The organism is Streptomyces sp. NBC_00094 (genome assembly GCF_026343125.1).
Lineage (GTDB): Bacteria > Actinomycetota > Actinomycetes > Streptomycetales > Streptomycetaceae > Streptomyces.
Genome location: NZ_JAPEMB010000001.1, coordinates 7,394,792 through 7,409,846 on the forward strand (window position 1 = coordinate 7,394,792; position 15,055 = coordinate 7,409,846).

The following is a 15,055-nucleotide window of genomic DNA, read 5'->3' on the forward strand; positions in this document are numbered from 1 at the left end:
GTGGAGGGCGGAGCATGAACGTGAGGAGGGAGCGGCAAACGGGGGCGTGACCCTTGGAGGGTGCCATGCCCGTCCCGGCAGGCGGCGACGCGCTCGTCGTGCTGAGCGGCGTCGACAAGCACTTCGGCACCCTGCACGTCCTCCAGTCCATCGACCTGACGGTGCACCGCGGTGAGGTGGTCGTCGTCATCGGGCCGTCCGGCGGGGGAAAGTCGACGCTCTGCCGGGCGATCAACCGCCTGGAGACCGTCGACTCGGGTGAGATCGTCATCGACGGGCGTCCCCTCCCGGCCGAGGGCCGCGAACTCGCGGCCCTGCGGGCCGACGTCGGCATGGTCTTCCAGTCCTTCAACCTCTTCGCGCACAAGACCGTGCTCGACAACGTCACCCTGGGCCAGATCAAGGTCCGCAAGAAGGACAAGAAGGCCGCCGAGCAGCGCGCCCGCGCCCTGCTCGACCGGGTCGGGGTCGCCGAACAGGCGGACAAGTACCCGGCCCAGCTCTCCGGCGGCCAGCAGCAGCGCGTGGCGATCGCCCGCGCCCTCGCCATGGATCCGAAGGTGATGCTCTTCGACGAGCCGACCTCCGCGCTCGACCCCGAGATGATCAACGAGGTCCTGGAGGTCATGCAGCAACTCGCCCGGGACGGCATGACGATGGTGGTCGTCACCCATGAGATGGGCTTCGCCCGCTCCGCCGCCAACCGCGTGGTCTTCATGGCCGACGGACGCATCGTCGAGGAGACGACCCCGGACGAGTTCTTCAACAATCCGCGCAGCGACCGGGCCAAGGACTTCCTGTCCAAGATCCTTCACCACTGAGCCGCGGCCGTCGCCCGATCCCCGATCAGCAGCCCCCAGGGGTGATCCATATGAACCCGCTCAGGACCGGCAGGGCCACCGTCGCCGTCGCCGCGGCAGTCGTCCTCTCCTTCACCTCCGCAGGATTCGCCTCCGGCGCGTCCGGCGCGGCCGGGGACGTACCCCGCGACCACGGTGGCGACGAGATCACCGTCGGCATCAAGTACGACCAGCCCGGCATCGGCCTGAAGACCCCCGACGGCACGTACACGGGCTTCGACGTCGACGTGGCGACGTACATCGCCAAGGAGCTCGGCCACGACCCGTCCGACATCGTGTGGAAGGAGGCCAAGAGCGCCGACCGGGAGACGCTGCTCCAGCGCGGTGACGTGGACTTCATCGCGGCCTCGTACTCGATCAACGACAAGCGGTTGGAGAAGGTCGACTTCGCGGGTCCGTACCTCCTGGCCCACCAGGACGTCTTGATCCGGGCCGACGACGACTCGATCAAGCAGCCGTCCGACCTGAACAACAAGAAGCTCTGCTCGGTCACCGGCTCGACGTCCGCGCAGAACGTCAAGGACAAGATCGCCCCGGACGCCCAGCTCCAGGAGTACGGCGGCTACTCCGAGTGCCTGACCGGCCTGGAGAACGGTGTCATCGACGCCGTCACCACCGACGACTCGATCCTCGCGGGCTACGCCTCGCAGGCCGAGTTCAAGGACAAGTTCAAGCTCGGCGGCTTCAAGATGAGCAACGAGAACTACGGCATCGGCGTCCAGAAGGGCAGCGACCTCAAGGCCAAGATCAACACCGCCCTGGAGAAGATGGTCGCCGACGGCTCCTGGGACGCGGCGGTGGAGAAGAACTTCGGCCCCGCCGGCTACCAGAACGAACCCGCCCCGCAGATCGGCGTCATCGTGAAGTGAGCGGGCCGTCGTGTTCGACTTCCTCCAGGGGTACGACCTGCTCGGAGCCTTCTGGGTGACGGTGCAGCTCACCGTCTACTCCGCGATCGGCTCCCTCGTCTGGGGGACGCTGCTGGCCGCCATGCGCGTCAGCCCCGTCCCCCTCATGCGGGGCTTCGGCACCGCCTACGTCAACATCGTCCGCAACATCCCCCTCACCGTCATCATCGTCTTCACCTCCCTCGGGCTCTTCCAGACGCTCGGAGTCAGCCTCGGCGCCGACAGGTTCACCACGATCAACTTCCGGCTCGCCGTCCTCGGCCTCACGGCCTACACGAGCGCCTTCGTCTGCGAGGCGGTCCGCTCGGGCATCAACACCGTCCCCCTCGGACAGGTCGAGGCGGCCCGCGCCATCGGACTGAGCTTCCCGCAGGTGCTGCGCCTGATCGTGCTCCCCCAGGCCTTCCGCTCCGTCGTCGGCCCGCTCGCCAACGTCCTGATCGCCCTCACCAAGAACACCACCGTGGCCGCCGCGATCGGCGTCGCCGAAGCGGCCCTGCTGATGCGCGAGATGATCGAGAACGAGGCCCAACTCATCCTCATCTCCGCGATCTTCGCCGTCGGCTTCCTCTGCCTCACCCTGCCCACCGGGCTGTTCCTCGGCTGGGTGGCCAAGAAGGTGGCGGTGAAACGGTGAAGGACAGACCGACGGTCCTCTACGACGTCCCCGGGCCGCGCGCCCGGCGGCGCAACCTCCTCTGGACCCTGCTGTTCCTGGTCGCCCTCGCCGCCGTGGTGTGGTGGGTCGTCTCGAGCCTCGCCGAGAAGGGCCAGCTCGAATGGTCCAAATGGGCGCCCTTCTTCACCGACGCCCGCGTCTGGGAGACGTACCTCCTGCCCGCCCTCAAGAACACCGTGATCGCCGCCGCGCTCGCCATGGTGATCGCCCTGCCCCTCGGCGCCTTCCTCGGCATCTCCCGCCTCTCCGAACACCGCTGGCTGCGCGGCGCGGCCGGCAGCGTCGTCGAGTTCTTCCGGGCCATCCCCGTCCTGATCCTCATGCTCTTCGCCGACGCCGCGTACTCCGAGTTCACCGACATCAGCCCGGACGTCCGCCCCCTGTACGCGGTGGTCACCGGCCTCGTCCTCTACAACGCCTCCGTACTCGCCGAGGTCGTCCGCGCCGGAATCCTCTCCCTGCCCAGCGGCCAGACCGACGCGGCGAAGGCCATCGGCATGCGCAAGGGCCAGACCATGACGTACGTCCTGCTCCCGCAGGCGGTCACCGCCATGCTGCCGGCCCTCGTCAGCCAGCTCGTCGTCATCGTCAAGGACACCGCCCTCGGCGGCGCGATGCTGGGCTTCTCCGAACTCCTCGCCTCCGTCCGTCCGATGAGCGCCAACTACGGCGCGAACACGATCGCCTGCTTCACCGTCGTCGCCGTCATCTTCGTCGCCCTCAACTTCGCGCTCACCACCTTCGCCTCCTGGCTCGAAGGCCGGCTGCGGCGCGGCAAGAAGTCCACGGGCGCGGTCGTCGGTGCCGGGGCCGTCGAGGAGCTCGCGACCCCGGGCGAGCACCTGGAAGGCCCAGCGCCGCCGCCGGACACGCGGTAGGGCCTGTCCGGCCGATCACGGCGGCGCACCCCGGGTTCCGCCGCGCGGGTGAAGGCACCCATCCGAGGGGCCGGGCGTGCCGAAGTACTCACCATGAACGCCACCAGGACCGCGCGCGAACCCGCCTACGCGCCCACCCGCACCGACCGGCTGCTCGCCGCGGTCGGCGGTCTCGTCGCCGCGTACGTCTCCCTCGCCGTCGCCGACCTCGTCGCCTCCCGGGTACGGCCCGAGGCCGCCCCCGTCCCGGCCGTCGGCGGCGCCGTCGTCGACCGGACCCCGGCCGGCCTCAAGGAGTGGGCGATCCGCGCCTTCGGCGAGAGCGACAAGGCGGTCCTCCAGCTCGGCATCCTGCTCCTCCTCGGCCTGCCGGCCGCCGGGATCGGGCTGCTCGCGCTCCGCCACCGGGCGGCCGGCTCGGCGGCGGTCGGCGCCTTCGGCCTCCTCGGCGCGCTCGCCGCCGTCACCCGCCCCGACTCGGACTCGGCCCTGGACGCCGTCCCCTCCCTCGTCGGCGCCGCCGTCGGCGCGGCCCTGCTGTACGTCCTCATCGGGCGGCTCCTCGCCCCGAGGCCCGGTGCCGCCCAGGCCGACCGGCGCGGCTTCCTGATCGTCGCCGCGTCCGCCGGGCTCGCCGCGACCGGCGCCGCCGCTCTCGGCCGGGCCGTCGGCTCACCCGTGGAGGAGAACGCGACCGCCTCCCGGGCGGCACTCCGACTGCCCCGGCCGGTGTCCCCCGCCCCGCCCGTACCCGCCGGAGCCCAGCTCCGCGTTCCCGGCATCAGCCCCTTCCTCACCCCCAACCGCGACTTCTACCGCGTCGACACCGCGCTCGTGGTCCCCAAGGTCGACGCCGGCCGCTGGCGGCTGCGCCTCCACGGCAGCGGCGTGCGCGAGGAACGCACCTTCACCCTGCCGGAGTTGACGGCACGCAGGATCGTGGAGCGGGACATCACGCTCGCGTGCGTCTCCAACGAGGTCGGCGGCCCCTACGTCGGCAACGCCCGCTGGCTCGGCGTCCACCTCGCCGACCTGCTCCGCGAGGCCGGCGTCCGCCCGCCCTCCGAGGGCGGGCCCGCCGACCAGCTCGTCGCCCGCTCCGTCGACGGCATGACCATCGGCACCCCCGTCGAGGAGGTCATGGACGGCCGCGACGCCCTCCTCGCCTTCGGGATGAACGGGGAACCCCTGCCCTTCACCCACGGCTTCCCCGTCCGCATGATCGTTCCCGGTCTGTACGGATACGTCTCCGCCTGCAAGTGGATCGCCTCGATCGAGCTCACCACCTTCGACGCGTACGACGCCTACTGGGTCCCGCGCGGCTGGGCCGCCGAGGCCCCCGTCAAGACCCAGTCCCGCATCGACACCCCCCGCCCCCTCGCCCGGCCCGCCGCCGGCACCGTCATGATCGCCGGGGTGGCCTGGGCCCAGCACCGGGGCATCACCCGGGTCGAGGTACGGATCGACGACGGGACCTGGCGGGACGCCCGGCTCGCCGCCGAGGACAGCCGCGACACCTGGCGCCAGTGGACGTACCCCTGGGAGGCGACCCCGGGTCGGCACACCCTCACCGTCCGCGCCACCGACGGCACCGGCGCCACCCAGCCCGAACGGCGCACCGGCACGATGCCCGACGGGGCCCAGGGATGGCACTCGGTCGTCGTCACGGTGGCGTGACGAGAGGGCGACGGGAAGTGACGAAGCGTAACGAAGCGGCTCCGCAGGTCCGTTCGAGCCCTCTATGAGGGAGACTGCTCCCGTGCGTGGACATCTGCCGGACGAGAACCCCGGGTTCGTAGGGCGCCGCACGGAACTGGAGCGAATATCCGCCGCGTTGGCGGAGCACCGCCTCGTCACCGTGACCGGCGTCGGCGGCGTCGGCAAGACGCGGCTCGCGCTGCGCGCGGCGCACCGCGCCGCCGGCCGGTTCCCGGACGGCGCCTGGTGGACCGACCTGACCCCCCTCGACGGCGACCGGCTCCTCATCGCCCTCGTCGCCGACTCCGTCGACCTCGCCGACCACACCCCCGGCATGGCGAGCACCGCGCTCTGCCGCAGGCTCGCCGAGGACCGGCTGCTGCTCGTCCTCGACTCCTGCGAGCACCTCGCCGACCCCTGCGCCCGGCTCGTCGCCGAACTCCTCGCCGCCGCCCCCGGACTCACCGTCCTCGCCACCAGCCGCCGCCCCCTCGGCGTCGACGGGGAACGGACCATCGCCCTCGACCCGCTGCCACCCGCCGGCCGGGACGCCCTGGAGCTGCTCCGCAGGGCCGCCGGGGAGGACTTCCCCGCCGCAGGGCCCGCCGGAGAGGTCTGCGTACGCCTCGAAGGCATCCCGCTCGCCCTGGAACTGGCCGCCGCGCAGATCCGCATCCAGGGCGTCGAGGCCGTCCGCGACCAGCTCGGGACCCGCCTCGACACCCCGCCGGATGCCCGCTTCGCCCTGCTCGCCCACACCGAGCGGGTATGGCCGAGCCGCCACCAGACCCTCCGCGCGGCCATCGGCTGGAGCCACGAGCTGTGCACCCCGCTCGAACGGCTCCTCTGGGCCCGGCTCTCCGTCTTCCGCGGCCCCTTCGACCTCGCGTCGGCGACCGCCGTGTGCGCCGGCGGCCCGCTGACCCGCACGACCCTGCCGGAGGCCCTCGACGGACTCGTCCGGTCCTCGGTGGTCCGCCCGCCCGACGCCGCCGGCCGCCACCGGATGCTCGACACGATCCGCGCGTACGGAGCGACCTGGCTGGAGCGGACCGGCGAGACCGGGACGGTCGCCGACCGGCACGCCGGCCACTTCCGGAGCCTCGCCCGCCGGGCGGACACCGCATGGCTCGGCGCCCGCCAGCTGCGCTGGTACCGGAGCGTCGACGCCCACCACACCGACCTCCGCACCGCTCTCGACCGGCTGCTCCGCACCGACCCCGACGCGGCCCTCGACCTCGTCGGCTCCGTCGCCTTCGCCTGGTCCTGCCGCGGCCGGCTCCGCGAGGCCCGCGACGGCCTCGAACAGGCCCTCCTCCTCAGCGGCGCCCGGGGCCGCGCCCGGGCCCGCGCCCTGTGGGCGCTGGGCGTCACCCTCGTCCTCCAGGGCGAGTCCGGCCCGGCCCAGGAGGTCAGCGAGCGCTGCGCCCGCGAGGCCCGGTACACCGAGTACGAGGAAGCGCTGGAGGAGGGCTGCGCGGACGCCCCCGCGCCGGGGCCGTACCCCCGCACCGGGCGGCCCCGGCCCGGTGACCTCACCCTGGACGCGGCCGCCCTCGCGGGGCTCCTCGCGCTGACCACCGGTCGGCCCATGGCCGCGTACGTCGTCGTGGACCACGTCCTCGACGCCGTACCCGGTGGACCGGCCGACTCCGCCGCCCGTCTCCGCTGCGGACTCGTCCGTGTCTTCGCCCTCACCGGCCTCGGCCGGCTCGCCGAGGCCCGTGAGCGGGCGCTCGCCCTCCGCGCCCTGTGCGAGGAGCTCGACGAACACTGGACCCGCACCGCCCTGGAGTACCAGCTCGCCCTCACCGGACTCCTGGAGGGCGAACCGGCGGCCGCCGCGGGACACGCCCGCGCCATGCTCGAAGGCACCCGGCGGCTCGGCGCGAGCCTGGGCGTCGCCCTCGGCCTCGACGTCCTCGCCACGGCCCTCGCGGCCGCCGGGGACGGCGAGCGCGCGGCGGACGTCTCCGGCACCGGGGAGGCGTACTGGCGCTCCACGGGCCAGCCCCGGCGCGGCCTGCCCGGCCTGCGGGCGCTGCGCGAGAAGTACACCGACACGGCCCGGGCGACCATCGGCGAACCCGCGTACGAGGAGATCTTCCTGCGCGCCCTCACGGGCCTCCCGCAAGACGGCCTCGACCGCGCACTGCGCGGCTCCGTGCAGGCCTGAGGGGGCCGGCCGCTCGGCGGGGCGGGCGCGTGGCCCCGCTCCCCGCAGGCCCCAAGACCGGGCGCCGGGGGCCCCCACCCCGCCGACAGGACACCCCCGGCCGCCCGGCGCACCATGAGGACATGGACGGATCCCTGACCGGACTGGGGGACATCAGCGCACCGGGACGGCTCGCCGACCCGGACGAGGGCATCAGCGCGTACGAGCTCGCCCTCGCGGCCCGTAACCACGGGCTGCCGCTGGAGGCGCTGCGGTACGACGTCACACCACCCGGCCTCCACTACGTCCTCGTCCACTACGACATCCCCGCCACGGACGCCGCCGACTGGCGGCTCACCCTCGGCGGCCGGGTCCTCCGGCCGCTCGCCCTGGACCTCGACGGGCTGCGCGCCAGGCCCTCCGTCACCCGCCGCGTGACCCTGGAGTGCGCCGGGAACGGCCGCGCCCACCTCACGCCCCGCCCCGTCAGCCAGCCCTGGCTCGTCGAGGCCGTCGGCACCGCCGACTGGACGGGCGTCCCGCTCGCCGCGCTCCTGGCGGAGGCCGGGACCGCCGAGGACGCGGTCGAGGCTGTGTTCACCGGCGCCGACCACGGCCTGGAGCGAGGCGTCGAGCAGGACTACCGTCGAAGCCTGCCCCTGTCGGTCGCCGCGGACCCGGCCCGGGAGGTCCTCGTCGCGTACGAGATGAACGGGGCGCCCCTGCCCCCGCAGCACGGCTCCCCGCTCCGGCTCGTCGTCCCCGGCTGGTACGGCATGGCGCACGTGAAGTGGCTGCGTGACATCACGCTCACCGCCACCCCGTACACCGGATTCCAGCAGAGCGTGGCGTACCGCCTTCGAGGCCCGGCACCGGACGCCGCGGACGCGCCCGACGACCCCGGGGAGCCCGTCACCCTCATCGCGCCCCGGGCCCTGATGATCCCGCCCGGCTTCCCCGACTTCATGTCCCGCACGCGCGTCGTCCGCCCCGGTCCCGTCCCGCTCGCCGGCCGGGCCTGGTCCGGCCACGGACCCGTCACCCGCGTCGAGGTCAGCGAGGACGGCGGCGCGGCCTGGACCGACGCCGAGGTGGACCACGACCCCGCGCACCCCTGGGCCTGGGCCTCCTGGCACACCACCTGGACGGCGACCCCGGGGCTGCGGCGGCTCACCGTGCGGGCCACCGACGCCGAGGGTCACGTCCAGCCGCTCGCCGCCCCGTGGAACCGCGGCGGCTTCGCCAACAACCTCGTCCAACGGGTCGAGGTGCTCTGCACCCCGGAGCCGGCCACGCGCTAGGGGGCGTCTTGTCGATCAGGCCGGGCTCGCGGCCCTGATCCGGCCTGATCGACAAGACACCCCCTAGGGCGGCCGGGGCCGGGCGACACCCCGAGGCACCGGTGCGTAGAGTCGACCCCGGTACGCCGCTGCCCGACACGTCGAGCGGCGCGGCCCGCACACCGCAGCCCGACCCCGACGAGGAGACCCCCGTGACCGACCCGGCGTCCACCGCCCTCCAGCAGCAGATCGCCCGGGATCTCGAGGTGTCCGACACCTTCGACCCGGCCGTGGAGATCGAGCGCCGAGTGGCCTTCCTCGCCGAGCGCCTCACCTCCACCGGGCTGCGCTCCCTCGTCCTCGGCATCAGCGGCGGCGTCGACTCGACGACCGCCGGCCGGCTCTGCCAGCTCGCCGTCGAGCGGGTCCGCGCCGCGGGCCACGACGCCACCTTCCACGCCATGCGCCTGCCGTACGGCGTCCAGGCCGACGAGAGCGACGCGCAGACCGCCCTCGGCTTCATCCGCGCCGACCAGGTCCTCACCGTCGACGTGAAGGCGGCCAGCGACGCGGCCCTGGAGGCCTGCCTCGCGGGCGGTGTGACCTTCCGTGACGCCCACCACCAGGACTTCGTGCAGGGCAACATCAAGGCCCGCCAGCGGATGATCGCCCAGTACGCCGTCGCCGGCGCCCACGACGGTCTCGTCGTCGGCACCGACCACGCCGCCGAGGCGGTCTCCGGCTTCTTCACCAAGTTCGGCGACGGCGCCGCCGACGTCGTCCCGCTCACCGGTCTCACCAAGCGGCGCGTCCGCGCGGTCGCCGCCGAGCTCGGCGCCCCGGCCGAGCTGGTGTGGAAGACCCCGACGGCCGACCTGGAGACCCTGGACCCGGGCAAGCCCGACGAGGACGCGCTCGGTGTCACGTACGACGACATCGACGACTTCCTGGAGGGCAAGCCGGTCGCGGAGGCCGCCTTCGCCTCCATCGTCCGCCGCTACGAGCTCACCGAGCACAAGCGGCAGCTCCCGATCGCCCCCTGAGCGGTACGCGGCCCGTCGGCGGATCCTGGAAGGGGGCCTCGGAAGAGTCCCCCGGAAGGGAGTACGCCATGTTCGGCGAGACCACGGCGTTCAGCGGCTTCTCGGTCGACGACCTCGACGCCGCCCGGCGCTTCTACGGCGAGACCCTGGGCCTGAAGGTGGAGGAGAGCGGCGAGGGCGACATGCGCATGCTCTTCCTCACCCTGGCCGGCGGGAACCGGATCTTCGTCTACCCCAAGGAGAACCACACCCCCGCCACGTACACGATCCTCAACTTCCAGGTCGACGACGTCGACCGGGCCGTGGACGAGCTGGCGGCGCGCGGGGTGACCCTGGAGCGCTACCCGGGCTTCGACGCGGACGAGAAGGGCATCGTGCGGGGCGCCGGGGGAGACGGAGGCGCCGGAGGACCGTCCATCGCCTGGTTCACGGACCCGGCGGGGAACGTCCTCTCCGTCCTCCAGGACATGTGAGCCACGGGGCTTCCGCACCCGAACGGCCCGGCCCGGGTGCGGAGGGACCCCCGTACCGCCTGCAATGGGAGCGTGACCGCGCCGCCCGACGACTGCCTCGCCCGCAACGAGTGGATCTGTGGCGCCTACGTGTCCACACGGAGCGAGATCCTCACCGACGCCGTCGTCCAGCACCTCCAGCTGACCGCCGTCTCCGTCGCCCTCGGTCTCCTCCTGGCCCTTCCGCTCGCCGTCGTCGCCCGCCGCTGGCGCTGGTCGGCCGGCCCCGTCCTCGGGATCACCACGGTCCTGTACACGATCCCCTCGCTCGCGATGTTCTCGCTGCTCCTGCCCGTGTACGGACTCTCCGCCGCCCTGGTCGTGGCCGGCCTCGTCCTGTACTCGCTCACCCTCCTCGTACGGAACATCCTCGCCGGACTCCGGGCCGTCCCCGAGGAGACCCGCCAGGCCGCGCGCGGCCTCGGATACGGCCCCGTACGCCTGCTCCTCACCGTCGAACTGCCCCTCGCGCTGCCCGCCGCCATGGCCGGGCTGCGCATCGCCACCGTGTCCGCGGTCTCCCTCGTCACCATCGGCGCGATCGTCGGCCACGGCGGCCTCGGCAACCTCATCTACGCGGGCATGAACAGCTACTTCAAGGCCCAGGTCCTCACCGCCTCCGTCCTCTGCGTCCTCATCGCCGTCACCGCCGACCTGCTCCTCCTCGGTGCCGAACGGCTGCTCACCCCCTGGACCCGGAGGCAGGGCGCGTGACCACGCTGACCGACGCCTGGTCCTGGCTCACCACCGCCGCGCACTGGTCCGGAGAGAACGGCGTCGGGAACCGGCTCGGCGAGCACCTGTTCCTCACCGTCGTCTGCCTCGCCCTCAGCTGCCTCGTCGCCCTCCCCGTCGCCCTCGTCCTCGGCCACCTCGGCAAGGGCGGCGCGCTCGCCGTGAACCTCGCCAACGCCGGACGGGCCGTCCCGACCTTCGCCGTCCTCGTCCTGCTCCTCCTCAGCCCCGTCGGCCCGTACGGCGAGTGGCCGACGATCATCGCTCTCGTCCTCTTCGCCGTGCCCCCGCTGCTCACCAACGCGTACGTCGGGATGCGCGGCGTCGACGCCGACGTCGTACGGGCCGCCCGGGGCATGGGCATGACGGGCGGTCAGACGCTGGCCCGGGTCGAGCTGCCGCTCGCGCTGCCGATGGTCCTCACCGGCGTACGGATCGCCGCCGTCCAGCTCGTCGCCACCGCGACCGTGGCCGCGCTCGCGGGCGGGGGCGGACTCGGCCGGATCATCACCGCGGGGTTCAACCTCGCCTCGACTCCCCAGGTGGTCGCCGGGGCCGTCCTCGTCGCCGCCCTCGCGCTCGTCGTGGAGGCGGTCTTCGAGGGCGTCCAGCGTCTCGCGCCCGCCGGGGCGCGGGGGAGCGGCGCGTGACATCGCCCCGCGTATCCGCGGCCGCCCTCGTGCTGCTGCTCGCGGCCTCCGTCTCCGTCGCCGCCTGCGCCGAGGGCCCGAGCCTGGAGGAGCGCGGCGAGGTCACGGCCGCGCCCGGCGGCAGCCGCGACCTGACCGTCGGCTCGGCCGGATTCACCGAGAGCGACCTGCTGGCACAGATGTACGCGCTGCTGCTCCAGGAGGCCGGATACCGCACGAAGATCCTCTCCGTCACCAACCGCGAGCTGTACGAGCCCGCTCTGGAGAGCGGGCAGATCGACGTCGTCCCGGAGTACGCCGCCACCTTCGCCGACTGGCTGAACGCCAAGGTCAACGGGCCGGACGCGCCGACCGTCGGCTCGCCCGACCTGACCGCCACCATGACCGCCCTGCGCGCGCTCGCCACCCCGCGCGGGCTCACCGTGCTCGACCCCGGCCGGGCCGTCGACCAGAACGCCTTCGCCGTGACCGCCGCCTTCGCCGCCGAGCACCGCTTGAGGACCCTCAGCGACCTCGGGGCCACCGGGCTCCCCGTCCGGCTCGCGGCCGGCGACGAATGCGTCCAGCGGCCGTACTGCGCCCCCGGCCTGAAGAAGGTCTACGGGATCGACGTGACCGCCGTCGACCCCCAGGGCGTCGGCACGACCCAGGCGAAGCAGGCCGTCCAGAGCGGCCGGGACCAGCTGGTGCTCACGACCACGACCGACGCCACCCTCGACGACTTCGGGCTCGTCCTGCTCGACGACGACAGGCAGCTGCAGAACGCCGACCACATCGTCCCCGTCGTCAACCGCGCCCGCGCCGGGAGCGCGGCCGTCACCGAGACCCTCGGCCTGCTCAACACCGTTCTGACCACCGCCGATCTGGCCGAGCTCAACGAACAGGTGGACAGCTGGCGCCGTCTCCCCGAGGACGTGGCGAGGAACTACCTCACCGGGAAGGGCCTCCTTCCGGACTGACCCCCCGGCATGTGATCCACTGTCCTGGCGGGGGCGTACCGAACAGGAGCAGGAGCAGCGTGACCACCTACCGCCAGCCGGGCCTCGTCCTCACCGACCACCGCTTCCCCGTCCCCCTCGACCACTCCCGCCCCGACGGCGAGCGGATCGAGGTCTACGGCCGTGAGCTCGTCGCGAGCGGCCGGGCAGGCAAGGACCGGGAACAGCTCCCCTGGCTGGTCTACCTGGAGGGCGGGCCGGGCTTCGGCGCCCGCCGTTTCGTCGGGCCGCAGGCCTGGCTGGGACGGGCCGTACGGGAGTACCGCGTCCTCCTCCTCGACCAGCGCGGCACCGGCCGCTCCACCCCCGCCAACCGCCAGACCCTGCCGCTGCGCGGCACCCCGCGCGAGCAGGCCGACTACCTCGCCCACTTCCGCGCCGACTCCATCGTCAAGGACTGCGAGACCATCCGGCGGCGGCTCACCGGCGGTGCCCCGTGGACCGTCCTCGGCCAGAGCTTCGGCGGCTTCTGCGCCACCCACTACCTCTCCACCGCCCCCGAGGGCCTGGAGACCGTCCTCGTGACCGGCGGCCTGCCCTCCCTGGACGCCACGGCCGACGAGGTCTACCGCGCCGCCTACCCCCGCATCCGGCGCAAGAACGAGGCCCACTTCGCCCGCTACCCGCAGGACGCCGAACGGGCCCGGGCGATCGCCGCCCACCTCCTCGACCGCGAGGTCACCCTCCCCGGCGGCGGGCTCCTCACCGTCGAGGCCTTCCAGTCCCTCGGCATCCTCCTCGGCTCCGGCGACGGCACCCACCAGCTCCATCTGCTCCTGGAGCACGCGTTCGTGCCGACCCCGGGCGGCCCCGCGCTCGCCGACGCCTTCCTCGAGCAGGTCCAGGCCCACCTGTCGTACGCGGGACACCCGCTCTACGCCGTGCTCCACGAGGCGATCTACGCCCAGGGGGAAGGGCCCACGGACTGGGCCGCCGAGCGTGTCCGCGGCGAGTTCCCCGAGTTCGACGCGGCCTCGGCGCTCGCCGGAGGCGGGCCGTTCCTCTTCACCGGCGAGACCGTCCACCCCTGGCACTTCACCACCGACCCGGCCCTGCGGCCGCTTCGCGAGACCGCCTCGATCCTCGCCGAGCGAGAGGACTGGGACCGGCTCTACGACCCCGAGCGGCTCGCCGCCAACGAGGTCCCGGTCGCCGCCGCCGTCTACCACGACGACATGTACGTGGACACCGACCACTCCCTCGAAACGGCGAGCGCGGTACGCGGCCTGCGGACCTGGGTGACCGACGAGTTCGAGCACGACGGGGTACGGGCAGGGGGCCCGCGCGTCCTGGACCGGCTGCTCTCCCTCGCCAGGGACGAGGCCTGACGGTTCGCTGCCGCTGCCGCTGCCGCTGCCGCTGCCGCTGCCGCTGCCGCTGCCGCTGCCGCTGCCGCTGCCGCTGCCGCTGCCGCTGCCGACCGCCCGCTGCCGGTGCCGACCGCCGGGCATAGGATTCGGCGCGCAATCGACCAGCAATGGCACCGCGCTCGGCGCGGCGGCGAGCGTGAGGGGGCCCGGGATGGCGGGACGTGAGACTCCGGCGTCCGGCCGGGAGCTGAAGTTCCGGGCCCTCATGGCCGAGCTGCGGCGCGGCATCCTGGACGGCACGTGGCCGCCCGGCAGCAAACTCCCCACCGAACGGGCCCTCGCCACCGAGACGGGCCTGTCCGTGACCACCGTCCGCCGGGCGTACGAGGACCTCGTCGCCCTCGGTCTCGTCGAGCGCCGCCAGGGCGCGGGCACCTTCGCCGCCCACCGCCCCGAGCGGGACCGGACCGGCCGGCGGATCGTCGGCGTCCTCGTCCCCGACACCACGTTCTACTACCCGCGCGTCCTCCAGGGGATCGAGAAGGAGCTCGCGGCGGACGGTGCCCGGCTCGTCCTCGCCTGCTCGCACTACGACCCCGACGAGGAGGACGCCGCCGTCGAACGCCTCCTCTCCGCGGGCGTCCACGGACTCCTCCTCGTCCCGAGCCTGCACACCGCCACCGATCCCGGCCGGCGCGCCGAGGAACTCCTCGCCCTGCCCGTGCCCGCCGTCCTCGTCGAGCGCCGGCTCGCCGCCCAAGGCCCCGGCGACGCCACCGAGCACGTCTGCACCGACCACGAGGGCGGCGCCTACGACGCCGTACGCCATCTCCACGCCCTCGGCCACGAGCGCCTCGGTCTCGTCATCCGCACCGACGCGCCCACCACCGCGCCCATCGAGTCCGGCTTCACCCGGGCGCTCCACGACCTCGGACTGCCCGAAGCCCCGCCGTACGAGCGTGACGTGATGGCCCGCTGGGACCCGGACCGCGCGGACCTGGCCCTCGCCGCCCTGCGCGCCGCCGGCGTCACGGCCGCGCTCTGCTTCGGCGACCGGGAGGCGGCCCTGATGCTCGGGGCGGCCCGCCGCGCCGGGCTCCGGGTGCCCGAGGACCTCGCCCTGATCAGCTACGACAACGAGTTCGCCGACGTCGCGGAGACCCCGCTGACGGCCGTGTCGCCGCCCAAGTACCAGCTCGGCCGGCTCGCCGCGCAGATCCTCCTCCGACGCCTCGCCGAGGGGGACGCGGCCCCGCTCCACCAGGTGCAGCTGCGGCCCCGGCTCGTGGTCCGCGCCTCCTGCGGGGGAGTACGGGGAGCGGGAGGCGAGCAAAAGTCCAAGCGGTGAG

At 73.7% G+C, this 15,055-nt stretch carries 14 protein-coding genes; all 14 read left to right on the top strand.

What is annotated here, in order from left to right; translation table 11 throughout:
• Positions 1 to 65 precede the first annotated feature (65 nt).
• The 14 genes from OG580_RS32730 to OG580_RS32795 all read left to right on the top strand — a co-directional run bounded on the left by OG580_RS32730 (position 66) and on the right by OG580_RS32795 (position 15,054).
• Positions 66 to 821: an amino acid ABC transporter ATP-binding protein gene (locus OG580_RS32730; protein ID WP_267047266.1), complete on the top strand. Its 756-nt coding sequence runs from the start codon at positions 66 to 68 to the stop codon at positions 819 to 821.
• 50 nt (positions 822 to 871) lie between these two features.
• Positions 872 to 1,729 (top strand): glutamate ABC transporter substrate-binding protein, encoded by an 858-nt coding sequence (locus tag OG580_RS32735; RefSeq protein WP_267047267.1) that lies wholly within the window; start codon positions 872 to 874, stop codon positions 1,727 to 1,729.
• 10 nt (positions 1,730 to 1,739) lie between these two features.
• Positions 1,740 to 2,405 carry an amino acid ABC transporter permease gene (locus OG580_RS32740; RefSeq protein ID WP_267047268.1) on the top strand — a complete coding sequence of 222 codons (666 nt, stop codon included), beginning with the start codon at positions 1,740 to 1,742 and terminating at the stop codon, positions 2,403 to 2,405.
• Positions 2,402 to 3,325, top strand: coding sequence for an amino acid ABC transporter permease (locus OG580_RS32745; RefSeq protein ID WP_267047269.1), 924 nt, complete (start codon positions 2,402 to 2,404; stop codon positions 3,323 to 3,325). Before OG580_RS32740 ends, OG580_RS32745 begins: the two co-directional genes overlap by 4 nt.
• A 93-nt stretch (positions 3,326 to 3,418) precedes the next feature.
• A complete protein-coding gene (locus OG580_RS32750) occupies positions 3,419 to 5,002 on the top strand; it encodes a molybdopterin-dependent oxidoreductase (RefSeq protein ID WP_267047270.1) in 1,584 nt (527 codons plus the stop codon).
• 82 nt (positions 5,003 to 5,084) lie between these two features.
• Positions 5,085 to 7,199: a regulator gene (locus OG580_RS32755; protein ID WP_267047271.1), complete on the top strand. Its 2,115-nt coding sequence runs from the start codon at positions 5,085 to 5,087 to the stop codon at positions 7,197 to 7,199.
• Positions 7,200 to 7,321: 122 nt separating this feature from the next.
• Positions 7,322 to 8,479, top strand: a complete 1,158-nt coding sequence (locus OG580_RS32760) for a sulfite oxidase (protein WP_267047272.1) — start codon at positions 7,322 to 7,324, stop codon at positions 8,477 to 8,479.
• Positions 8,480 to 8,670: 191 nt separating this feature from the next.
• Positions 8,671 to 9,501, top strand: a complete 831-nt coding sequence (gene nadE, locus OG580_RS32765; RefSeq protein WP_267048208.1) for an ammonia-dependent NAD(+) synthetase — start codon at positions 8,671 to 8,673, stop codon at positions 9,499 to 9,501.
• A 68-nt stretch (positions 9,502 to 9,569) separates the two neighbouring features.
• Complete coding sequence (locus OG580_RS32770) at positions 9,570 to 9,974, top strand: VOC family protein (RefSeq protein WP_267047273.1); 405 nt, start codon at positions 9,570 to 9,572, stop codon at positions 9,972 to 9,974.
• A 72-nt stretch (positions 9,975 to 10,046) separates the two neighbouring features.
• Entirely contained in the window at positions 10,047 to 10,727 is a 681-nt protein-coding gene (locus tag OG580_RS32775) for an ABC transporter permease (RefSeq protein ID WP_267047274.1), read from the top strand.
• Positions 10,724 to 11,398 (top strand): ABC transporter permease, encoded by a 675-nt coding sequence (locus OG580_RS32780; protein WP_267047275.1) that lies wholly within the window; start codon positions 10,724 to 10,726, stop codon positions 11,396 to 11,398. Before OG580_RS32775 ends, OG580_RS32780 begins: the two co-directional genes overlap by 4 nt.
• Entirely contained in the window at positions 11,395 to 12,357 is a 963-nt protein-coding gene (locus OG580_RS32785) for an ABC transporter substrate-binding protein (RefSeq protein WP_267047276.1), read from the top strand. The genes OG580_RS32780 and OG580_RS32785 overlap by 4 nt, the downstream gene beginning before the upstream one ends.
• A 59-nt stretch (positions 12,358 to 12,416) precedes the next feature.
• Entirely contained in the window at positions 12,417 to 13,724 is a 1,308-nt protein-coding gene (locus tag OG580_RS32790; RefSeq protein WP_267047277.1) for an alpha/beta fold hydrolase, read from the top strand.
• A 193-nt stretch (positions 13,725 to 13,917) separates the two neighbouring features.
• Positions 13,918 to 15,054: a substrate-binding domain-containing protein gene (locus OG580_RS32795; protein WP_267047278.1), complete on the top strand. Its 1,137-nt coding sequence runs from the start codon at positions 13,918 to 13,920 to the stop codon at positions 15,052 to 15,054.
• Position 15,055 lies beyond the last annotated feature (1 nt).